General features: G+C 72.5%; 19 protein-coding genes. 16 read left to right on the top strand and 3 right to left on the bottom strand.

The annotated features are described in order from the left end of the window. Position 1: 1 nt before the first annotated feature. The 9 genes from OHA58_RS17070 to OHA58_RS17110 all read left to right on the top strand — a co-directional run bounded on the left by OHA58_RS17070 (position 2) and on the right by OHA58_RS17110 (position 10,087). Positions 2–1,081 carry an AfsA-related hotdog domain-containing protein gene (locus OHA58_RS17070; protein WP_405479629.1) on the top strand — a complete coding sequence of 360 codons (1,080 nt, stop codon included), beginning with the start codon at positions 2–4 and terminating at the stop codon, positions 1,079–1,081. Beyond that, on the top strand, positions 1,078–2,124 hold the full coding sequence (locus OHA58_RS17075) for a 3-oxoacyl-ACP synthase (protein ID WP_405479630.1): 1,047 nt from the start codon (positions 1,078–1,080) through the stop codon (positions 2,122–2,124). Before OHA58_RS17070 ends, OHA58_RS17075 begins: the two co-directional genes overlap by 4 nt. Before the next feature lie 38 nt (positions 2,125–2,162). Next, entirely contained in the window at positions 2,163–3,815 is a 1,653-nt protein-coding gene (locus OHA58_RS17080) for an FAD-dependent monooxygenase (RefSeq protein WP_405479632.1), read from the top strand. Further along, a complete protein-coding gene (locus OHA58_RS17085; protein ID WP_405479633.1) occupies positions 3,812–4,846 on the top strand; it encodes a beta-ketoacyl-ACP synthase III in 1,035 nt (344 codons plus the stop codon). Before OHA58_RS17080 ends, OHA58_RS17085 begins: the two co-directional genes overlap by 4 nt. 99 nt (positions 4,847–4,945) lie before the next feature. Next, positions 4,946–5,203: an acyl carrier protein gene (locus OHA58_RS17090; protein WP_266562073.1), complete on the top strand. Its 258-nt coding sequence runs from the start codon at positions 4,946–4,948 to the stop codon at positions 5,201–5,203. After that, positions 5,200–6,441, top strand: a complete 1,242-nt coding sequence (locus tag OHA58_RS17095; RefSeq protein ID WP_382762234.1) for a beta-ketoacyl-[acyl-carrier-protein] synthase family protein — start codon at positions 5,200–5,202, stop codon at positions 6,439–6,441. Before OHA58_RS17090 ends, OHA58_RS17095 begins: the two co-directional genes overlap by 4 nt. A gap of 78 nt (positions 6,442–6,519) precedes the next feature. After that, a complete protein-coding gene (locus OHA58_RS17100; protein ID WP_405479635.1) occupies positions 6,520–7,485 on the top strand; it encodes an aldo/keto reductase in 966 nt (321 codons plus the stop codon). Positions 7,486–7,516: 31 nt separating this feature from the next. Further along, positions 7,517–9,304, top strand: coding sequence for a 3-hydroxyacyl-CoA dehydrogenase family protein (locus tag OHA58_RS17105; protein ID WP_405479636.1), 1,788 nt, complete (start codon positions 7,517–7,519; stop codon positions 9,302–9,304). 51 nt (positions 9,305–9,355) lie between these two features. Then, positions 9,356–10,087 carry an HAD family hydrolase gene (locus tag OHA58_RS17110; protein WP_405479637.1) on the top strand — a complete coding sequence of 244 codons (732 nt, stop codon included), beginning with the start codon at positions 9,356–9,358 and terminating at the stop codon, positions 10,085–10,087. Here OHA58_RS17110 and OHA58_RS17115 read toward each other — a convergent pair. Further along, positions 10,053–10,976 carry a ScbA/BarX family gamma-butyrolactone biosynthesis protein gene (locus OHA58_RS17115; protein ID WP_405479638.1) on the bottom strand — a complete coding sequence of 308 codons (924 nt, stop codon included), beginning with the start codon at positions 10,974–10,976 and terminating at the stop codon, positions 10,053–10,055. The two genes, OHA58_RS17110 and OHA58_RS17115, sit on opposite strands and share 35 nt — an antisense overlap. Before the next feature lie 116 nt (positions 10,977–11,092). Here OHA58_RS17115 and OHA58_RS17120 point away from each other — a divergent pair, with 116 nt between their 5' ends. Together OHA58_RS17120 and OHA58_RS17125 are read left to right on the top strand one after the other, a co-directional pair. Continuing rightward, positions 11,093–11,758 carry a ScbR family autoregulator-binding transcription factor gene (locus tag OHA58_RS17120; RefSeq protein WP_405479640.1) on the top strand — a complete coding sequence of 222 codons (666 nt, stop codon included), beginning with the start codon at positions 11,093–11,095 and terminating at the stop codon, positions 11,756–11,758. Continuing rightward, positions 11,751–12,506 carry an HAD family phosphatase gene (locus OHA58_RS17125; RefSeq protein WP_405479641.1) on the top strand — a complete coding sequence of 252 codons (756 nt, stop codon included), beginning with the start codon at positions 11,751–11,753 and terminating at the stop codon, positions 12,504–12,506. Before OHA58_RS17120 ends, OHA58_RS17125 begins: the two co-directional genes overlap by 8 nt. A gap of 69 nt (positions 12,507–12,575) precedes the next feature. Here the strand turns inward: OHA58_RS17125 and OHA58_RS17130 are convergent, their stop codons facing one another. After that, positions 12,576–13,346 carry an SDR family NAD(P)-dependent oxidoreductase gene (locus OHA58_RS17130; RefSeq protein WP_405479643.1) on the bottom strand — a complete coding sequence of 257 codons (771 nt, stop codon included), beginning with the start codon at positions 13,344–13,346 and terminating at the stop codon, positions 12,576–12,578. 135 nt (positions 13,347–13,481) lie between these two features. Here OHA58_RS17130 and OHA58_RS17135 point away from each other — a divergent pair, with 135 nt between their 5' ends. The 3 genes from OHA58_RS17135 (at position 13,482) to OHA58_RS17145 (ending at position 16,430) form a co-directional block, all read left to right on the top strand. Next, positions 13,482–14,078, top strand: coding sequence for a TetR family transcriptional regulator (locus tag OHA58_RS17135; RefSeq protein WP_405479644.1), 597 nt, complete (start codon positions 13,482–13,484; stop codon positions 14,076–14,078). Between the two features lie 332 nt (positions 14,079–14,410). Continuing rightward, positions 14,411–15,556, top strand: coding sequence for an IS701 family transposase (locus tag OHA58_RS17140; RefSeq protein WP_405479645.1), 1,146 nt, complete (start codon positions 14,411–14,413; stop codon positions 15,554–15,556). A 73-nt stretch (positions 15,557–15,629) separates the two neighbouring features. Then, positions 15,630–16,430: a BTAD domain-containing putative transcriptional regulator gene (locus OHA58_RS17145; RefSeq protein ID WP_405479646.1), complete on the top strand. Its 801-nt coding sequence runs from the start codon at positions 15,630–15,632 to the stop codon at positions 16,428–16,430. Positions 16,431–16,467: 37 nt separating this feature from the next. On the opposite strand, the gene OHA58_RS17150 is transcribed toward OHA58_RS17145, so the two are convergent. After that, positions 16,468–17,409 carry a LysR family transcriptional regulator gene (locus OHA58_RS17150; protein WP_383986398.1) on the bottom strand — a complete coding sequence of 314 codons (942 nt, stop codon included), beginning with the start codon at positions 17,407–17,409 and terminating at the stop codon, positions 16,468–16,470. 161 nt (positions 17,410–17,570) lie between these two features. Here OHA58_RS17150 and OHA58_RS17155 point away from each other — a divergent pair, with 161 nt between their 5' ends. Both OHA58_RS17155 and OHA58_RS17160 read left to right on the top strand, forming a co-directional pair. Continuing rightward, positions 17,571–19,043, top strand: coding sequence for an MFS transporter (locus tag OHA58_RS17155; RefSeq protein ID WP_405479648.1), 1,473 nt, complete (start codon positions 17,571–17,573; stop codon positions 19,041–19,043). 200 nt (positions 19,044–19,243) lie between these two features. Further along, positions 19,244–20,080: an MBL fold metallo-hydrolase gene (locus OHA58_RS17160; protein ID WP_405479649.1), complete on the top strand. Its 837-nt coding sequence runs from the start codon at positions 19,244–19,246 to the stop codon at positions 20,078–20,080. Positions 20,081–20,090 lie beyond the last annotated feature (10 nt).

Consider the following 20,090-nt stretch of genomic DNA (forward strand, 5'->3'; position numbering starts at 1 on the left):
TATGAACCCCGAGACCCTGAACCCCGAGACCGCCGAATCCCCCGCAGTCAAGACCTGCCTGCCGGGCGCCGCGAACCTCGAATTCATGCGCACCGTGGACCGTTCCCTTCTCCACCGCTGGGCGCTTTCCGAGGTCTTTCTGACGGACAGCCGGCAGACCGGCGAGGACGACTACCTCGCCGCGGCCCAGCTCCCCCCGTCCCACGCCTACTACACCGAGCACACCTCGCGGCTCGGCGCCCCCGACCCGATGCTGCTCCTGGAGTGCTGCCGGCAGGCCGAGACGTACGGCGGGCACGAGTTCGCCGGGGTGTCGCGCAAGAGCAAGTTCCTGCTGCGGTCCTGGTCCATGGAGCTGCCGGGCCTGCTCACCCTGCCCGAGGAGGAGACGCCGGGCGAGCTGCGGATCTCGGTGCGCACCAGCAACCGCCGCGGCACGCCGGGCGATGTGCGCCGGCTGACCTTCGGCATCGACATGAAGCTGGCCAAGCGCTGCCTCGGCTTCGTGAAGATGGACGTCGGCTACATACCCGCCGAGGTCTACGACGCCGTACGCGTCCAGGGCCGCGGCAAGCCACTCGTCCCCTTCAAGGACATCCCGCGCGAGAACGCCTACGTGGCGCCGCACCTGGTCGGCCGCAGCTCCCCGTCGAACGTGGTGCTCGCCTCGGCCACCGTCAACACCGACAACGCGTACGCCACCGTGCGGATCCCGCTGGACAACCGCAGCATGTTCGACCACGGCCAGGACCACGTGCCCGGCATGGTCCTCATGGAGGCCGCCCGCCAGCTCTGCCTGCTCGGCGTCTCCGACCTGTGGGGCGCCTCCGTCAGCCGCACCACGGTCGCCGGCTTCGACTTCGACTTCATGCGCTACGCCGAACTCGACGCGCCCACCACGGTCCACATCCGCAAGACCGAGCCGTACGCGCACGAGGACAACCTCAGCCTGATGCTGCCGGACCTGCGGACCTTCTACATCGACTTCGTGCAGGACGGCGACGTCATCGCCTCCGGCCGGATGCACACCACGACGTCCGCGGCGGTCACCGCGCTGCCCGAGGGGGAGGAGTGCCTGTGATCCCCGGCCATGTGTGGCTGTCGGCCGCCCAGTGGCTGCCGCCCGCCGCGGAGAAGACGGTCGACGCAGCTGCCGACGGCCGGGTGACGGCCGCCGAGGCTGACGCCATGGGGTACGAGCAACTGCCCGTGTCCGCCGAGGAGTCGGCGCCGCAGATGGCCGTACGGGCCGCGCACCGCGCCCTGTCGCGGGTCGGTGCGAAGGCCGGGGACCTGTCGGCCACCCTGCACGCCTGGACCTACTACCAGGGCCACGACTTCTGGTCACCCGCCCACTACATCGCCGCCGAGACGGGCGCCCACCAGGCGATTCCCACCGGCATCCAGCAGATGTGCAACGGAGCGGCGGCCGCCCTGAGCACCGCAGTGGACCGCATCGCGGCCGACGGCGGCGGCGCACCGGTCCTCGTGACCACGGCGGACCGCTTCGCCCGGCCGGGCTTCGACCGCTGGGCCGGTGACTACGGCGTCTGGTACGGCGACGGCGCCACCGCGGCCGTCGTCGCACGGGCCGCCACCGCCGACGACGTACCGGAGGGCGCGCTCACCCTGCGCGCCCTGCGGACCCGGGCCGTCCCCGCACTGGAGGTGGCCCACCGCGACGTCGGCGCGTTCCACCCGGCGCCGCACACGAGCAGTACCGCCGTGGACGTGCGCCGCACCAAGAAGGCCTTCCTCGCCACGCAGGGCAAACCGGAGTTCCTCGGCCGGCTGCGGCGCGAGACCAGCGAGGTCCTCGCCGACGCACTGCGCGACGCGGGCATCGGCCAGGGCGGCCGGGAGCTGCGCACCGTGCTGCTTCCGAGGCTCGGCCGGGCCACCGCCCGCGACGTGTACGGGCCGGCCGTCGCCGAGGTCACGAACGCGCCGGTCGCCGACCTCGGCGACCGCACCGGACACCTCGGCGCCGGTGACCTCCTGTCCAACCTGACCGCACTGTCCGCGGGCGCGAGCCCGCACCGCCTCGAACGCGGCGAGTACGCCGCCGTACTGAGCGCCGGCGCGGGATTCACCTGGAGCGCCGTCGTGGTGCACCGCCCCTGACCGCCGTAGCCACCGACTCGACGAAAGGCACACCTGTCATGACGATCCCTCTGCGCGAGGGCCCCGGCGGACGACGTCCCGTCCTCGTCGTGGGCGCGGGCCCCGTGGGCCTGGTGCTCGCCACCGAACTGCTCAGCCAGGGCGTCCCGGTGAGACTGATCGACAACTCGGCCGCCGGGCCCGTCCAGCACTCCCGGGCCAGCGTGGTCTGGCCGCGCAGCCTGGAGCTCCTCGGCCGGATCGGCGCCGCCCAGGGCGTCGTCGACGCGGGCAACCGCCTCGACTCCGTGCAGTACTACTCCGACAAGCGGGCCATCGGCGCCATCGAGATGAGCCGGCTGACCGACACCCCGTACCCGTTCGGCGTGGTCATCCCGCAGGACACCACCGAGGAGGTCATCCGCACCCGGCTCGCCGCGTACGGCGGCGAGATCGAGTTCGGGACGCTCACCGGCCTCGACACGTCCGGGCCGCGCCCGGTCGCCGAGGTGGAGGGCGCCGAGGGGCGCGTCGAGCAGATCGAGGCGGACTGGGTGATCGGCGCGGACGGCGCCCGCAGCGCGGTCCGCGAGTTCGCCGGCATCGAGCTCCTCGGCACCGGCAACGACGTGCTCTTCGCCATCGGTGACGGTCCGGTCGACGGCGACATGGACCCCCACTCGCTCGTCTACTGCTACTCACGCACCGGGGCCCTCGGCATCGCGCCGTTCGGCAACGGGCAGTTCCGGCTCGCGATCAGCGTGCCGGACTGGGACAAGGAGCAGGGCCCGCCGCGCGAGCTGTTCCAGCACTTCCTCGACGAGCGCTCGCCGCGCCCCGGCCTGGTCGGCAAGCTGGACTGGTCGACGATCTTCCGGGCCCGGCGCAGGGTCGCCGAGACGATGCGCGCGGGGCGCGTGTTCCTCGCGGGCGACGCCGCCCATGTGTTCAGCGCGGCCGGCGCGCAGGGCATGAACACCGGTATCCAGGACGCGGTCAACCTCGCCTGGAAGCTCGCCGGTGTCGTCAACGGCCTGTTCGAGCCGGGCATCCTCGACACGTACGACTCCGACCGGCACCTGGCCGCCGAGCGCATCGTCCTGACCACCGCCAAGCAGACGAGCTGGGGCCTGTTCAAGCGGCGCCACGAGATAGCGGCCCGCGACGGCGCCCTGCGCCTGGCCTCGCGCACCGGTCTCCTCCAGCGCTTCGGCGCCCCGCTGATGGCGCAGCACGACGTCAGCTACCGGCCCGCCGAGTCCCTGCGCGACACCCTGCCCGGCCTCACCCGCAAGGTCCGCGCCGGTGACCGCCTCCCCGTGTTCGCCGCGCACGGCACCCCCCAGCAGGGCGCCGAACGCTGGCCCTCGATCGACCCGGCGCGGCTGACGCTGCTGCTGTGGGCGGGCGAGCGCCAGGACTCCGGCTGGGTGGCGGCCCGGGCAGCGCTGACGGCCGCCGCGCCCGAGGGCGTTCTTGTGCAGGACATCTCCGCCTGGCCGGGTTTCGCCCCGCTCCTCGGCAAGGACCCCAAGGCCGTACTCGTACGGCCCGACGGGCACATCGCGGCACTGACCGCGCCCGAACCGGCCGAGGTGCGCTCGGCGCTGCGCCGGGCGGGCAGCTCCTTCAAGGCCATGGCGCGTCCCGTACGGACCGTGCCCGCGCAGCCCGCGCCGGCCGCCCACGAGGTCGAGGAGCTGGCCTCATGAGCCGCGCCGCCGTGGTCTGCGGTCTGGGCGGCGCGCTGCCCGCGACCGCCGTCACCAACGAGGAGCTCGCCGCCCAGCTCGACACGTCCGACCAGTGGATCCGTACGCGTACGGGCATCGGCCTGCGCTACGTCGTCGCGCCGGGCGAGTCCACCTCGGACCTGGCCGTCGCGGCTGGGGAGCGCGCCCTGGAGTCGGCCCGCAGGACGGGCAATGACAACGACGCTGACGCCGACGTGGACCTGGTGGTCCTCGCGACCAGCACGCCCGACCGGCCCTGCCCCGGCACCGCGCCGGGCGTCGCCCACCGGCTCGGGCTCGGCACGGTCCCCGCGTTCGACGTCGCGGCGGTCTGCACCGGGTTCGTGTACGCCCTGGCCACCGCCGCCTCCATGATCACGGCGGGGATCGCCCGGCGGGCCCTGGTGATCGGCGCGGACACCTTCTCGACGATCCTCGACCCCGTCGACCGCACCACCCGCGCCATCTTCGGCGACGGCGCGGGAGCCGTGGTCCTGCGGGCCGGCGAGTCCGGGGAACCCGGGGCGCTCCTCGGTTTCGACCTGGGCAGCGACGGCGGCGGCGCCGACCTCATCACGGTGCGCGCCGGCGGTTCCCGCCAGCGCTCGACGGGTGAACCGCCCGCCGAGGGCGACCAGTACTTCGCCATGGAGGGCCGGCCCGTCTTCACCGAGGCCGTGATCAACATGAGCGAGTCCTCGCAGCGCCTCCTCGACCGCGTCGGCTGGACGCCGGGCGACCTGGACAAGGTCGTGGCGCACCAGGCCAACGTCCGCATCCTGCACGCCGTCGGCGAGCAGCTGGGCCTGGAGGAGAAGCAGATCGTGGTGAACCTGGACCGGGTCGGCAACACCGTCGCCGCCTCGATCCCGCTCGCCCTGTCGGACGCGGCCGCCGCAGGCGACCTCGTACCGGGCCACCGCGTGGTCCTCACGGGCTTCGGCGGCGGCCTCACCTGGGGCTCGGCCGCGCTGATCTGGCCGGACATCGAACCGGTCACGCAGGCGTAGCCGCTCAGCCCCCCAAGCCTCAACTCACCTCACACACAACCCATTTCACAGGCACCTCGTTTCACAGGCGCCTCATTTCACAGACAACAGGAGTCAGTCATGACCGCTCTTTCCGTCGAGTTCTCCCTCAAGCACCAGGTTTCCGGCCTCATCAGCGACAAGTTCGGCCTCGACGAGGCGGAGCTGCTTTCGGGCGCCACGTTCGACGAGCTCGACATCGACTCGCTGATACTCGTCGAGCTCAGCCTGATCCTCCGCAAGGAGATGGGCATCGTCCTGGTCGAGGGCGAGCTCAAGTCGTCCTTCACCCTCGACGAAGCCGTCGCCGTGATCGCCGCGAAGGCGGACCAGGCATGAGCGGGGTGGCCCGGGGCCGCGGAGTCGCGGTCACCGGTATAGGCCTCGTCACCCCCGCCGGCATCGGCGTCGACGAGAACTGGCGGCGCGTCCTGTCGGGCGTGTCCGCCGCCACCACCGACCCGGAGCTCAAGGGCGAACGGGTCGACATCTCCTGCCGCGTCCCCGGCTTCGACGCCACGGCCGAACTGGGCCGGCGCAACGCCTGGAAGCTCGACCGGTTCGCGCAGCTCGCCATCGTCAGCGCGCGGCAGGCCGTCACGGACGCGGGGCTCGACTGCGGGTCCTGGGACGGCACCCGCGTCGGCGTCGTCATCGGGAACTCGCTGGGCGGCGTCGCCACCCTGGAGAAGCAGCTGCGGACGTACTTCGAGGGCACGCCCGACGACGTGTCCGCGCTGATGATCCCGATGGGGATGGTCAACATGGTCGCCGGGTACGTGGCCATGGACCAGAAGATCCACGGACCCAGCCTCGTCACGGCGACCGCCTGCGCCTCCGGGGCGTCCGCCATCGGCACCGCCCGCGAGTGGCTGCTGTCCGGCCTGTGCGACGTGGTCCTCGCCGGCGGCACCGAGTCGGCGATCAGCCCGGGCACCCTCAACGGCCTGTCCCGCATGGGCGCCCTGTCGGCCCGCACGGACGACCCGGCCGCGGCGTCCCGTCCCTTCGCGCACGACCGGGACGGCTTCGTGGCCGGTGAGGGCGCGGCCATCCTCGTACTCGAACGCTGCGAGGACGCCACCGCCCGTAACGCGCGGCGCTACGCCGACATCGCCGGGTTCTCCGCGACGTCGGACGCGCACCACGCGACCGCGCCGCACCCGCAGGGCGCGGGCCTGGCCCGGGCCCTGCGGGACGCCCTCAGCGACGCGGGGGTGCTCCCCGACGAAGTGGAGCACGTGAACGCGCACGGCACGTCGACCCCGATGAACGACCTGACCGAGGCCCGCGCGCTGCACTCGGTGCTCGGCGACCGGGCGGCGGTGACCTCCACCAAGGGGGTCACCGGGCACACGCTGGCCGCGGCCGGTGCGGTCGAGGCCGCGTACACGGCGCTGGCGCTGCACCACGGCGCGCTGCCGCCCACCGCCAACGTGGACTCGCTCGACCCCTCGATCGACGTCGACATCGACGTGGTGACGGGCCGGGCGCGGCAGAAGAGGATCCAGGTCGCCGCGAGTACGTCGCTGGGGTTCGGGGGGCACAACGCCGCCCTCGTCCTGACCGCCGCCTGAACGGGCCGGGGCACCGGCGCCCCGGCCCGGCACCACCCCCCACTTACCTCAATTACCGCTACTGACAAGGGAGTTCGCGTGGAAACGCGTCAGCTCGGCACGACTGGCCTCGAAGTCACCCCCGTCGGCCTCGGCTGCATGGGAATGAGCTGGGGCTACGCCGAGTCGCTGCGCGACGACGCGGCCTCGGTGGACGTGATCCGGCGCGCCCTCGACGCCGGCCCCCTCCTCGTCGACACCGCCGACGCCTACGGGGCGGGCCACAACGAGACCCTCGTCGGGCGGGCACTCGCCGGGCGCCGCGACGACGCGGTCGTGGCCACCAAGACCGGCATCGTCGTGGACGAACTCGCCACCCGCACCCTGAGCCGCAACGGCTCCCCCGAGCACATCAGGCGCTCGGCCGACGCATCGCTGCGCCGCCTCGGCGTCGACGTCATCGATCTGTACTACCTGCACCGCGTCGACCCCGAAGTCCCGCTCGCCGAGTCCTGGGGCGCCCTGGCCGACCTGGTGCGACAGGGCAAGGTCCGCCATCTCGGCCTCTCCGAGGTCACCACCGCGGAGGCGGCCGCCGCCCACGCGGCGCATCCCGTCGCGGCCGTCCAGTCCGAACTGTCCCTGTGGACCCGCGAACCGCTCGACCCGCACACCGGAATCGCCACGTGGTGCGCCGCCAACGGCGCCGCGTTCGTGCCCTTCGCACCCCTGGGCAGGGGCTTCCTCACCGGCCGCTACACCCGGCCCGACGACTTCGAGGACGGCGACTTCCGCGCCACCAACCCGCGCTTCCAGAGCGAGGCGTTCACCGCGAACCTGCGCATCGTGAAGGCGGTCGAAGAGGTCGCCGCCCGGCACGGCGCCACCGCCGCCCAGGTCGCGCTCGCCTGGACGCTCGCCCAGGGCGACCACGTCGTCCCCATCCCCGGCACCAAGCAGCTGCGCTATCTGACGGCGAACCTGGCCGCGGCCGGCCTGCGCCTCACCTTCCAGGACCTGCGCGACCTGGACGCCGCGCCCGCCGCCACCGGCAGCCGCTACTGATGCCCCCACCCGCGAAGGCAGGAGCAGCACCATGGCCGACCACACCCGCACCACTCCCACCACCGACTCCATTCCCACCACCGACTCCGTTCCCTCCGCCGAGGGCGCGCCGCCGCCCTTCACCGTGGCCGTTGTCGGCCTGGGCGGCACCGGGCTCGCCCTCGCGCGCCGCCTGACCCGCGCAGGGCTTCGCGTCATAGGCATCGACGACGACCCCGCGGCCCTGGTCAGGGCCCTGCGACTGAGCCCCGGGGAGCGCCCGCGCACTCTGACCCGCTTCCCGGCCGGCGTCGCCTCGGCCGACCTGGTCATCGAGGCCGTGCCGGAACCCGCGGCCCTGAAACGGGCGGTGCTCGCCTCCTTGCGCGAGCAGCGCCGGCCCGGGACGCCCGTCCTCACCACCGCGCTCACCACCCCGCTCGGGGACCTCGAGGACGCCGCGGGACCCGACCTGTTCGCGCTGCGCTTCCTGCGCTCCGACGCGCTCGACGCCGTGGAGCTGGCCCGCGCCCCGCGTGCCGGGGACGCCGCGGCCGCCAGGGTCGTGGAGGTCCTCACGGCGGCTGGGATCAAGGCCCATCAGGTCGGCGACCGGCCCGGCTCCCTCGCGCCGGGGCTGCTCCTCGGCCTCCTCAACGAGGCCGCGTGGATGGTCCACGACGGGTACGCGAGCGCCGAGGACGTCGACACGGCGGTGCGGCTCGGCTGCGGCTGGAGCGACGGGCCGCTGGCCGCGCTCGACGCGATCGGCCTGGACACGGCGCGCGATGTCCTCGCCCGCCTCGGCGACCTCGGCGGCGGCCTGCGCGCCCCGGCCCCGATCCTCGACGAGCTGGTCGCACAGGGCGCGCTCGGCGCCAAGTCGGGCCGCGGCTTCCACCGTTACGAGGAAGGGGCCGCCCAGCAGCGGACCGTCCACCCCACGGCCCCGCCCGGACGCAACGTCGTCGTCATCGGCTCGGGCACGATGGCCACCGGGATCGCCGAGGCGTGTGCGCGCGGCGGGTTCCGCACGACGCTGCTCGCCCGGTCCGAGGAGAAGGCCGCGGCCGCAGCCGAACGCATAGACTTCGCGCTCCAGCGCAACTCCGCGTCCACAGACGTCAGTTCCGACAACACCGGGCCCGCCTCCTGGACCGCGACGAGCGACCGTTCCGTGCTCGCCTCGGCGGACATCGTCGTCGAGGCCGTCGTGGAGGACCTGGAGGTCAAGCGGCGGCTGTTCGCCGAGCTGGGCAAGGTGTGCCCGCCGAACACGCTGCTCGCCACGTCGACGTCGAGCCTGCCGGTGGGCGCCTGCACGGAGACCGCGGGCCGCCCCGCGCACGTCCTCGGTCTGCACTTCTTCAACCCGGCGCCCCTGATGCCGCTGGTGGAGCTGGTCCCCGGCGAGCGCACCAGCGCGCACACCCTCGCGCGGGCCCGCGCCGTGGCCGAGCGGCTCGGCAAGCAGACGGTGGAGTGCGGCGACCGGGCCGGGTTCATCGTCAACGCCCTGCTCTTCCCGTATCTGAACGAGGCCCTGGGCCTCCTCGACGCCGGTGAGGCCACGACGGCGACGCTCGACCTGGCCCTGAAGTCGGTGGGCGGCCAGCCGCTCGGTCCCGTACGTCTGCTCGACACCGTGGGCGCCGATGTGGCCCTGGAGGTGCAGCGGCGGCTCCACGCGGAACCGTCGCTGTGGACACCTGCGCCCGCCGCACTGCTCGAACAGCTCGTTGCCGCACGGCACTTGGGCCGCAAGACGGCCGGCAAGGGAGTGCGCGCGTATCTGACGGCGCGCGCCGCGGCCACCGTTCCCGCCGCGGTCGCGGCCTGACCGGTGGCTGACATCCATCCCGCCCCTGCCCCCGTACGGAAGGCGACTCACATGTCAGAAGTCTCCAACTCACCCCGCACTGCAACCGGTTCGTCTGTCGCCATCGCGTTCTTCGACGTCGACGAGACCCTGATCACCGTCAAAAGCATGTTCCGCTTCCTCGAGTTCCACTACCGCGAGCGCGGGCTGCCGCCCTCCGCGTACACGGTGGCGGCGGGGGAGCTGCGGGACCGGGCGGCGGCCGGTGTCTCGCGGGTGCGGACGAACCGCGAGTACTACCGGCTCTTCACCGGCCGGCCGCAGGAGGAACTGTTCGCGCACGGCCGCGCCTGGTTCGACGCGGAGCTCGCGAGCGGCACGCTGCTGCACCGTCCCGCCGTCGACGCGCTGCGGCGCCACCGACGGGACGGCTCGCTGATCGCCCTGGTGTCGGGCTCGTTCCGGCCCTGCCTGGAGCCGGTGGCCGAGCACCTGGGCGCGGACTTCGTGCTGTGCAGCGAGCCCGAGAGCGTCGGCGGGTTCTGCACCGGCCATCTCGAACGCCCGGTCATCGGCCCGGAGAAGGGCCGGCTCGCGCGCGAACTGATGGCCCGGCACTCGATTCCCGCGTCCCGGGCCGCCGCCTACGGCGACCACGCCTCCGACCTGGACCTCCTGCGGTCGGTGGGGCACCCGGTGGCCGTCGGGGACGACCTGGTCCTCGGGGCCCATGTCACCGGGGCGGGCGGCGGCACGCTGCCCGGGATCGTCAGGCCGTCTTCGCGACCGACACCAGCGCGGTGAAGCAGAGCTTGTCCTCCTGGTGCATCGTCACCAGGATGCGGGCACGGCCCTGCTGGTCGTCCGGCAGGGGCTGCGCGTCCACCCGGCAGGGGCTGTCCAGCTCGACGTAACGGTGGAAGACGGTCTCCATCGCCTCAGTGATCCCCGCCCTCGGGTGCCGCACGGCGCGGGCCGCCTGCTTGGCCGCCTCCAGGAGCAGGATGCCCGGGGCGTGGTCGCTGGGGTGGTCGAAGTACATCGGGTGGTGGGTGTCGATCCGCAGCTGCCAGCGGTCGCGCTCGTCGGTGGGTGACAGGACGGCGTCGCGGAACTCCTCGCTCGCCCCGGAGACCGGGGGCGGCAGCGGGCGGCTGCGGGCCAGCTCCAGCATCTCCAGGGCGTCGCCGCGGGCGCCGCGCAGGCGCCGGTAGATCGCGGCGGGCTGGATGGCGAACCGGGTGTGGGCGGTGGCCAGTTGCTCGCCGTCGCGCAGGACCGTGATGTCGAGGGAGAGCGCGGAGACGACGCCCCGGCGGCGCACGATGTCGTAGCACTTGATGTGCAGCTGGGGCCTGCCGCCCGCGCCGCTGCGGCCGAGCGCCTCGAGGCCGAGCGCGTAGCGGTACTCGTCCCACAGCAGGTGGTGGCCGAACGGGACCTCGTAACCCGCGTGGGCGAGCAGCGGGAAGGTCTGCCGGATCGTCTCGGTGAGCAGCACCGCGTCGTCGCGGCGGCTGTCCTGGGTGCTCATCAGGCGGCTGGTGTCCGTCCAGTCCGCGGTGATCAGGAACTCGTCGTCGCCGATGCGCCTGAGGTCCGTGAGGAGAACCTGGGAGGCGTCGTGCTTGTGGACAAGTTCCTTGGTGACGCGAGCAGGTATCGAAGTGACCGTCGAAGCCATGTCGTTCATCAGTGATCCCCCTGTGAGTGAGCGCTGTCATGCGCTGCCCCCGACGCGGTAGCGGATCCGCGCCACAGCCAGTAACATAGAGGGCGTTCTTTTTTTTGTCGAGACCGGGACGTGGCATGGCAGCACCGAAGCAGGAACGCGCAGTTCAGACCCGGGAGCAGCTCCTGAGGGCCGCGGCCGAGGTCTTCGACGAGTACGGCTATGCCGGTGCGGGGATCAACAAGATTCTCCAGCGCGCGGGCGTGACGGCGGGGGCTCTTTACTTCCACTTCAAGAACAAGCAGGACCTCGCACTGGAAGTCATGCACGCCCAGCGCACCACCATCGAGCCGCATGTGCCGTCCACCGGGCTCCAGCGCCTGGTGGACATCACCCTCATCTGGTCGCACTCGCTCCAGGCCGACCCGCTGCTGCGGGCGGGCGTGCGCCTCACGGGCGAACAGGCCAGCTTCGGCCTCCAGGACGCGTCCCCGTACGCGGTCTGGGCGCGCAGCTTCGAGGAGTGTCTCGAAGTGGCCCGCGACAGCGGCGAGTTGCGTGAGCACGTGGCACTCGGCGAGCTCGCCGAGTTCGTCGTCGGCGCGTGCACCGGCATGCAGGAGTACGCGCAGGTCGTCTCCAAGCGGGCCGACCTGCCGCGGCGCACGGTGAACATGTGGAAGCTGCTGCTGCCCGGCATCGCCACCGACCGGACCCTCGGCACGATCGAGAACAGCCAGGAGCGCGCGAAGTCCCTGTGGACCACCCTGGGCGCGCACGACAAGGGGAGCGAAGATGACTGACCTGCCTCGCCGGCTGCGGCTCGCCGCCGTCAACATCGACGGCGTGCTGCTCAACGACACGTTCAGTCCGCTGATCCACCGGTTCGTCACCGGCCGCGGCGGTGTCTACTCGGCCGATGTCGAGCGCCGGATCTTCTCCCAGCGCCAGGCCGTCGCGGGGCAGGCCATGGCGGAGTCGGTGCCTCAGGACATGACGGGCCCGCAGGCTCTGGAGGCGTACTTCGAGGAGCGCGCCGACTATCTCGCCGACCACCCCGTGGAGATCATGGACGGCGCGCTCGGCCTCCTCGGCCGGCTGCGCGCCGCGGGCCTGCCCTTCGTCTGCTACGGCGGGCTCGACAAGTCGCACTTCGACGAGCATCTGGGCGCGTACGCCCACCTGTTCGCCGAACCGCAGTACATCTGCACGAACGAGGTGCGGCCCGGCCTCAAGGAGATCACCGCGCACTTCGGCCTCGACCACGGCGAGGTGCTGTTCATCGACGACGTGGCGCGGGTCGCCGAGGCTGCCAGGGCGCTGGACGCGCCGTTCATCGGCCACCCCAGCACCTTCGAACACAGCCATCAGACGGAGCTCATGCGGGAGACCGGGGTACGCCACCTCGTCGGCTCCCTGCACGAGATCGACGACGCCCTGCTGCGCACGCTGGACACGGAGGCGGCGGGCGGCACGGTGTGGCGGAGCGGCGGCGCGGACGCGGGTGACGCGGGTGACATGTCCAGGGGGCTTGCGGGCGCGGGGGTCTGAGCGGTCCGGCGCCCTGATGCGAGCGCTCCGGCCGGCCCAGGGACCGGCCGGAGCACGGGCGTTCAGGGATCAGACGGCCAGGACCCCGCCGTCCACCGGCACGGTCGCCCCGGTGACGAAGGACGACGCGTCGCTGCACAGCCACATCGCCGCCTCGGCGACCTCGGACGGTGCGGCGAAGCGCTGCTGGACGGCCCGCGCGAAGAACGTCTTCTCGATGCCGGGCGCCTGGTCGATGACGGACTCCATCATCTCGGTCAGCGTGCTGCCCACGGCGAGCGCGTTGACGCGTATGCCGCGCGTGCCGTACTCGGCGGCGGCCGCCTTCGTCAGGCCGATCACCGCGTGCTTGGCGGCGACATAGGGGGCGCCGACGCCGGTGGCGATGAGGCCCGCCGTGCTCGCCGTGTTCACGATGGAGCCGCCGCCGGTGGGGAGCATGGCGCCGATCTGGTGGCGCAGGCAGTTCCACACGCCCCGCACGTTGATGTCCATCACGGCGTCGAAGTCGTCGTCCGGCGTCTCGTGCAGGTCCTTGCCGAGCGTGGCGTGACCGGCGTTGTTGAAGGCGGCGTCCAGCCTGCCGAAGCGTTCCACGGCGGTGGCGACGGCCCGCTCCACGTCCTCGCCGCGGCGCACGTCACCGACGACGGCCACCGCCCTTCCCCCGTCCGCCTCTATCTCCCCCACGAGCGCGTCGAGTTGCTGCTGTCTGCGGGCCATGAGCACCACAGGGGCGTTCCTTCCGGCGAACAGGCGCGCCGCCGCCGCGCCGATGCCCGACGAAGCCCCCGTGATCATCACTACCCGGCCGTCCATGTCGCGTACGTCCTTGATCATGACGGGCAGTCAAGCAGGTGATCCTGAACGCCGGGAGAGGGCATCTCAGCCCTCGGGCCCGACCGACCTGCCAAGAACGTTCCGGGCTGCCGCCCATGGGGTGTTCTTGGGAAAGTCTTGACCTACGGTAGATCTATGGCACGCCAGGAGAGAGCAGAACTGACCCGGCGCCGGCTCATCGAGGCCGCTGCCGCCGAGTTCGCCGCGCACGGGTACGCCGGCACCTCCCTGCTCGGGATCGTGAAGTCGGCCGGGGTCACCATGGGCGCCCTGACCTTCCACTTCTCGTCTAAGTCCGCCCTGGCGGACGCCGTTCAGGAAGCCGGGGCCGCCGCCACGCGCGCGGTGCTGCACGGCGACGAGGCCGGCCCGGGACTGCAGGCTGCACTCGTCGACACCCTGGCGCTCGCCGAGGCCCTGGAGACCACCCCGAGCATCAGGGCCGCCGCGCGCTTCACCCGCGAGGGCCGCGACGCCGAGTCCAACTGGTACGCGGCCTGGGTCCCGCACCTGCGCGACAGCCTGGAGCGCGGCTGGCCCGACGAGCGCCCCGGCGCCGGACTGACCCCGGTCTCCGCCGCCGCGCTGCTCACGTACGTCATGGCCGGCGTCGAGGCCACCACCTCGGCCCGCGGCGCCCTGCGGGACGCGTACGGCGCCGACCCCCAGGACGAGCTGACCCAGGCGCTCCAGGCACTGAGCGCGCTCGCGTCCCCGGCCAAGCCCCTCTGACGGGACCGGCGTTCACCGGCCGGCGCCCTCAACTCACGTACGGAACAGGGTTCCTCGGGCGCTCGTGCCTCAACTGAATGCACCGTTCCGGGCACGGATCGTACGCGCGGCGACACCCGGCGACGAGCCGGACCACGCCCGCACCCACATATTCAACTTCCCCTCCGCGCACCCCTGATCGCGCTCTCTCCCCAGCTCAGAACCCCTGCCGCGGGACCGCGGCGCACGCTCCCCCCGCGCTTTCCCCTGCCCTCCCCGAGAACTGGGCTAGAAAAATAGAGAACGTTCGCTATATTTTCTGTGTGGCCACGCCGAGGGAGAGGAGCCCACCCATGGACCGGACGATCGACGACGGCGCACGGACCACCGGCGCGGCCCCCGCGCCGCCCGTGCACCGCCTCTTCGCCCACCTGCCGCGCGCCGACCAGCGCCGGTGGGCCGAGGTCTATGTGAAGGGGCTGCTCACCACCCCGGGCAAGAAGTCGCTGCGGCGGATGGCGGCCTCCGTCACCCCGTCCCCGACGGCCTCGCAGTCGCTCCAGCAGTTCGTCAACGTCAGCCCCTGGGAATGGCGTCCGGTCCGCGCCGAGCTCACCCGCTGGGTCGCCGGACACACACCGGTGCGCGCCTGGACCGTGGCCCCCGTGGTGATACCCAAGCGGGGCAGCCTCGCCGCCGGGGTCCACCGGCGCTTCGTGCCCGGCCTCGGACGCACCGTCAACTGCCAGCTGGCGCTCGGGGCGTTCCTGACCTCCGGGCTCGGCGACGTCTCCGTGGACTGGCAGCTCTACCTGCCGCGCGAATGGACCGCGGACGGCCGGCTGCGCGAGCAGGCCCGCATCCCCGGCTCCACCGGCTACACCGACACCGCCGGGCTCTGCCTCGCGCTGCTCGACCGGCTCGCGCGGACCACCATCCGCCGGGCGCCCGTCGTCATCGACCCCGAAGGCCACCTGGATGCCGAATCACTCATCGAGGGCCTGGAGGCACGCGGCCACGACTGGATCGTCGCCGTGCCCGACACCCTCCGCCTCGCCCTCGCGCCCGCCCAGAGCGCCGCCCCCCGGCCGCCGCTCGAGACCGTACGCACCCTGGTCCGCCGGCACGCGTCACCGCGTACCGCCGCCCGGACGGAACGCGACAGTCCCCGCCTCGGCGCACTGTCCACGCTGGTGCCGCTGCCCGGCGGCGACCGGCCCTGCCTGCTCGTCGGGGAATGGACATCGTCGTCCGTCCGGCCCGACCGGACCTGGCTGACCAACCTGCACCCCGACCGCCACTTCCAGGCGGGCGCGCTCATCGCGGAGCGCGCCGCCGCACGCGCCGGAGCCGCCGAGACCGAGCTCGGACTGCACGACTTCGCCGGCCGCTCCTACGCCGGCTGGCACCGCCACGCGACGCTGGTCTCCGCCGCGTCCGCGCAGCGCAGGCTCGGCCACGGCGGGTGTCCGCACACCCCGCACCGCACCGCACCGTAGGGACCACGACCTGTCAGTCCAGCCACTCGCCGTCCGCCGACACGGACAGCGCGTCCATCACGAGGGAGGGGCAATGGAGTTCCGACTCCTTGGTCCGATAGACGTATCCGAGCAGGGGCGCGACATCACGCCCACCGCACCCAAACAACGGCAGGTACTCGCCCTGCTCCTGGCCAGAGCCAACCGCCGGGTGTCCGTACCGACCCTGCTCAACGAGGTGTGGGGCTACGAGCCGCCCCGCACCGCCACCACCGCGCTGCAGACCTACATAGGGTCCCTGCGCAAGACGTTCGCCACCGCGACCGGCACCACCGCGCGCCACATCGCCGAACACCGCCTCGTCACCGACGGGAACGGCTACGCCCTGAAGCTCGCCGACACCGAATGGGACCGGCCCCGCTTCGAGCAGCTGGTCCTCGAGGCGCGCGGCCTGATGGAGGAGCGCGAGTCGCAGCGCGCCACCGAGGTACTCGGCGAGGCCCTCGCGATGTGGCGCGGCACCCCGTTCTGCAACGTCAAGGCGGGCAGCCAACTCACCGCCCAGTCACGGGTATTGAACGAGGCCCATCTCGCGGCCTGCGAGGTGCGGGTCGACGCGCTGCTGTCGGCCGGGCGCTTCCAGGAGGCCGTGGGTGACGCCGTCGCCCTCGTCGAGGAGCACCCGTACCACGAGAACGTGCACGCCCAGCTGATGCGCGCCCTGTACGCGTCCGGCCGCCGGGCCGCCGCGCTCGAGGTCTACCAGTCGCTGCGCCGCCGCATGAGCGACGACCTCGGCATCACGCCGTCGCCCACCACCAGGTCCCTGCACCACGCAATGCTCCAGGACCGCCCCGACCAGCGCTATCTGTCCGCCGCGGGAGCCGTCCGCTGACCCTGCCCCGCACCACCGTCCGCGGCCCTGACGTCCCTCAGGCGCCGCCCTCGGACTCCCACAGGGTCTCCAGCGCCCTGGTGGGCCCGCCCAGCGAGCGCACATGCTCCAGCGCGGCACCCACGAACGCCCGCAGCCGGCCCGTCTCGTGGTCGGCGGGCCAGATGAACGCGTACTCGATGCGGGGGGCATCACTGAACGGCCGGAACACCAGGCCGGGGCGCGCGTAGTACCGCACACCTGCGGCCGCGACCGGCGTCACCCCCTTGCCCGCGAGGACCAGCGACAGCGCGTCCTCCCAGTGCGTGATCGCCTGGCCGTGCGGAATGGGCCGCCCCGACGGCGTCTGCCGCGGGAAGTGATGGTCCAGCCAGTGGGCCGGCACCGGCCTCGTCACCGTCAGCAGCGTCGCCTCCGCCAGATCCTCCACGCTCAGCGTCTCGCGCCGCGCGAACGGGTGCGTGGACGGCATCAGGAGCACCCGCGGCTGCGACAGCAGCACCGGCCCCGTCGTCAAGTCGGCCTCCGCCACCGGGAGTTCGGTGACCTGAAGGTCGATGTCCCCGGCGCGCAGCGGCCCGTACGGGTCGGATATCTGCACCTGGCGGATCTGCACGTCCACGCCCGGGTGACGGCGCGCGAACACCGCGGCGACGCTGTGCAGCAGATGGCCGGTGAACGCCCCCGAGAAGCCGATGCGCAGCGTGCCGGTGATCCCCCGGCCGGCCGCCGTGGCTTTGGCGATCTCCTCCTCGATACGGCGCTGAGCAGGGCCGATCCCGTCCCTCAACTGCTCCCCGATGGCCGTCATCGTCACGCGCCGGCTGCTGCGCTCGAACAGCTTCGCGCCGATGCGGCGCTCGACGCGCGCGATGGTCTGGCTGACACGGCTCTGCGAGACACCCACACGTTCGGCGGTCCGGCCGAAGTGCAGTTCCTCCGCCAGCGTCAGAAAGATCTCGATCTCCTGGCGTTCCATGTCCTCCCCGTCCTCGGCGTCCTCGGCCTCGTACCCCTCACCAACCCGCTCACCTCGAACGATGAGCCCGGCGAATCGATCGTTGCACAGATCGTTCTTGTTGCGCAGGTGCCCCGATTCGATGCTGGTCAGGCCCGATCACATACGAAAGGACACCCCTGATGGCTGTCACCGAGTCCTCTCCCCCCACCGAGACCGACGTCCTCGCCCCGCCACCGCCGGTCGCCGACGTCGGCCCCGCCGACAGCTCGTTCAGCACACGGGGCTGGCTCGTCCTGATCACCCTGTGCTGCGCGACGTTCATGTGCGGCCTGGACTTCTCCATCGTCACCGTCGCCCTGCCCGACATCGGCAGCAGCCTCGGCTTCTCCTCGCCCGGCACGCTCCAGTGGGTCGCCACCGCGAGCCTGCTGCCCTCCGCGAGCCTGCTGCCGCTGTTCGCCCGCGTCGCCGACCTCGTGGGCCGCAAGAAGCTCTTCACGTTCGGCGTGGCCCTGTTCACCCTGTTCTCGCTGGGCGCCGCCCTCGCGGGCAGCCCCGGCGTCCTGATCGCCACCCGCGTCGGCCAGGGCACGGCCGCCGCGATGATCGCCCCCGCCGCCATCGCCCTGATGACGGGCTACTTCCCCGAGGGCCCGCAGCGCGCCCGCGCCCTGGGCCTCAACGGTGCCGTCATGTCGCTCGGCTTCGTGCTCGGCGCGCTCGGCGGCGGCGTCATCACCAGCGGCTTCAGCTGGCGCTGGACGATGGTCGTGCTGTGCGTCATGGGCGCCGTCGCCCTGGCCGGCGCACTCGCGCTGCCCGTTATCGGCGAGTCCACGGCCGCCAAGCGCATGGACATCCCCGGCGCGGTCCTCGCCACGCTCGGCCTGTTCGGTCTCGTCTTCGGCATCTCCACCGGCGGCGACAAGGGCTGGGTCCGCGCGGACTCGCTCGGCTCCATCGTCGGCGGCCTCGTCCTGCTCGGCGCGTTCCTGCTCGTCGAGCGCCGTCACCCCGAGCCGCTGATCCCGCTCTCCGTCCTCGGCCGCCCCACGATCAAGTGGTCGGGCCTGTTCGGTGTCGTCACCTTCGGCATGTGCGCCGGCACGACCGTGCTGCTCAGCCTCTACATGCAGGACGTCCTCGGCTTCACCCCGCTCCAGGCCGGTCTGAGCTACCTCGGTGAGGGCGCGGCCGCGATGCTCGGCGGCATGTACGTCGCCAAGCTGCTCGGCCGGTTCGGCGGCGAGCGGGTCCTCGCGGCCGGTCTGCTGATCCAGGGCGCCGGCACCGTCGCCATGTTCACCCTGCCGCAGAGCGGCAACATCGCGCCGCTCATCATCACGTCCTCGGTCATGGGCCTCGGCCACGTCTTCAGCGTCGTCTCCTTCATCACCGTGATGACGACGGGCGTCAGCGAGGAGGACCAGGGCGTCGTCGGCGGCCTGTCGCAGCTCCCGCAGTACGTCGCCGCGATCGGCGTCGCCGGTCTCAGCGCGATCGCTGCCGCTCGGACCAATGCGCTCTCGGGCGGGTCGGCTCCTGACGCGGCCGCCACGCTCGGCGGGCTGCACGCCGGCATGGTCACCGCGGGTGTTGTCGCCCTGGTGGGTGCGGGGCTTGCGGCGACTGTGCTGCGCAAGCGCGCCTAGCCGCGACGCGGGGTGCGGGAATTTGGTCGCGGGGAACGTGCGTGCCGTTCGCGCAGTTCCCCGCGCCCCTTATCCGGGGTGCCGGCGTTGTCGTTGCTCTGCGGGCGCGCCCACGCGGCGGAGCCGCAAATCGACACAGCCCCGCGCCCCTTTACGGCGCTTCTCAGCGCCCTTTGGACATTCACCGAGGAGACCGACCCGTGAACGACAGGCGACTGCGCAGGCCATCTGCGGTGTGTTCCGTGCAGGTGGGTGATCTGAAGGTCAGTTACGTACCTGACGGCGCCATGCTGTTCAAGCCGCCCAAGCCGCCGCGGGCCGACGTCGGTGCCGCCTATCTCAACGACACCGCCCATCTGGTCGCCAACACCGGCGGCCTGCTCGTCCAGTCCGACGGGCGGGCGCTGCTCATCGACGCGGGGTTCGGCCCGCACTCCGTACCGGAGGACCCCGACCACCCGTACATCGGTGCGGTGCACGGCGGTTCGCTGCTCGACAATCTGGCCCGGCTCGGGGCGCGGCCCGACGAGATAGAGGTCGTGGCCTTCACCCATCTGCACCGGGACCACATCGGCTGGGCGTGCACGGATCCGCCGGTGTTCACGGCGGCCACGTTCGCCGTGCCGAAGAGCGAGTGGGAGAGCCGCCATCAGGTACCGGGGCCGACCGCCGAGGCGCTCACCGCGCTGGAGCGCCGGCTGCGGCTCGTCGTCCCCGGCGAGGAGATCTTCCCGGGCGTGCAGACGCTGGCGCTGCCCGGCCACACCGCGGGCCACACCGGCTTCACGATCACCTCGCGGGGCCGTCGCCTGCTCGCGTTCGGGGACGCGCTGCACTCGCCGCTCCAGGTGCGCCACCCCGAGTGGTTCACGGTGTCGGAGGGCGACCCGGCCCAGTCGGAGCGCCACCGGCGCAGGCTGATCAGCGAACTCCAGCAGCCGGGCACCCTCGGCTTCGGCATCCACTTCGCGGACGTCGTCTTCGGACAGGTCGTCCCGGACGGGGCGGGGGAGGGCGCCGACTGGCTTCCCGTCTGACCGCCGCGCC

The organism is Streptomyces sp. NBC_00009 (assembly GCF_045040855.1).
Taxonomy (GTDB): Bacteria; Actinomycetota; Actinomycetes; order Streptomycetales; family Streptomycetaceae; genus Streptomyces; species Streptomyces aureus.

What these genes read in the sequence shown, in the direction of transcription:
- OHA58_RS17105 (WP_405479636.1), top strand. Translation starts at nt 7,517, where the DNA reads ATGGCCGACCACACCCGCACCACTCCCACCACCGACTCCATTCCCACC.
- OHA58_RS17125 (WP_405479641.1), top strand. Translation starts at nt 11,751, where the DNA reads ATGACTGACCTGCCTCGCCGGCTGCGGCTCGCCGCCGTCAACATCGAC.
- OHA58_RS17140 (WP_405479645.1), top strand. Translation starts at nt 14,411, where the DNA reads ATGGACCGGACGATCGACGACGGCGCACGGACCACCGGCGCGGCCCCC.
- OHA58_RS17070 (WP_405479629.1), top strand. Translation starts at nt 2, where the DNA reads ATGAACCCCGAGACCCTGAACCCCGAGACCGCCGAATCCCCCGCAGTC.
- OHA58_RS17095 (WP_382762234.1), top strand. Translation starts at nt 5,200, where the DNA reads ATGAGCGGGGTGGCCCGGGGCCGCGGAGTCGCGGTCACCGGTATAGGC.
- OHA58_RS17150 (WP_383986398.1), bottom strand. Translation starts at nt 17,409, where the DNA reads ATGGAACGCCAGGAGATCGAGATCTTTCTGACGCTGGCGGAGGAACTG.
- OHA58_RS17135 (WP_405479644.1), top strand. Translation starts at nt 13,482, where the DNA reads ATGGCACGCCAGGAGAGAGCAGAACTGACCCGGCGCCGGCTCATCGAG.
- OHA58_RS17155 (WP_405479648.1), top strand. Translation starts at nt 17,571, where the DNA reads ATGGCTGTCACCGAGTCCTCTCCCCCCACCGAGACCGACGTCCTCGCC.
- OHA58_RS17130 (WP_405479643.1), bottom strand. Translation starts at nt 13,346, where the DNA reads ATGATCAAGGACGTACGCGACATGGACGGCCGGGTAGTGATGATCACG.
- OHA58_RS17090 (WP_266562073.1), top strand. Translation starts at nt 4,946, where the DNA reads ATGACCGCTCTTTCCGTCGAGTTCTCCCTCAAGCACCAGGTTTCCGGC.
- OHA58_RS17085 (WP_405479633.1), top strand. Translation starts at nt 3,812, where the DNA reads ATGAGCCGCGCCGCCGTGGTCTGCGGTCTGGGCGGCGCGCTGCCCGCG.
- OHA58_RS17115 (WP_405479638.1), bottom strand. Translation starts at nt 10,976, where the DNA reads ATGAACGACATGGCTTCGACGGTCACTTCGATACCTGCTCGCGTCACC.
- OHA58_RS17120 (WP_405479640.1), top strand. Translation starts at nt 11,093, where the DNA reads ATGGCAGCACCGAAGCAGGAACGCGCAGTTCAGACCCGGGAGCAGCTC.
- OHA58_RS17110 (WP_405479637.1), top strand. Translation starts at nt 9,356, where the DNA reads ATGTCAGAAGTCTCCAACTCACCCCGCACTGCAACCGGTTCGTCTGTC.
- OHA58_RS17080 (WP_405479632.1), top strand. Translation starts at nt 2,163, where the DNA reads ATGACGATCCCTCTGCGCGAGGGCCCCGGCGGACGACGTCCCGTCCTC.
- OHA58_RS17145 (WP_405479646.1), top strand. Translation starts at nt 15,630, where the DNA reads ATGGAGTTCCGACTCCTTGGTCCGATAGACGTATCCGAGCAGGGGCGC.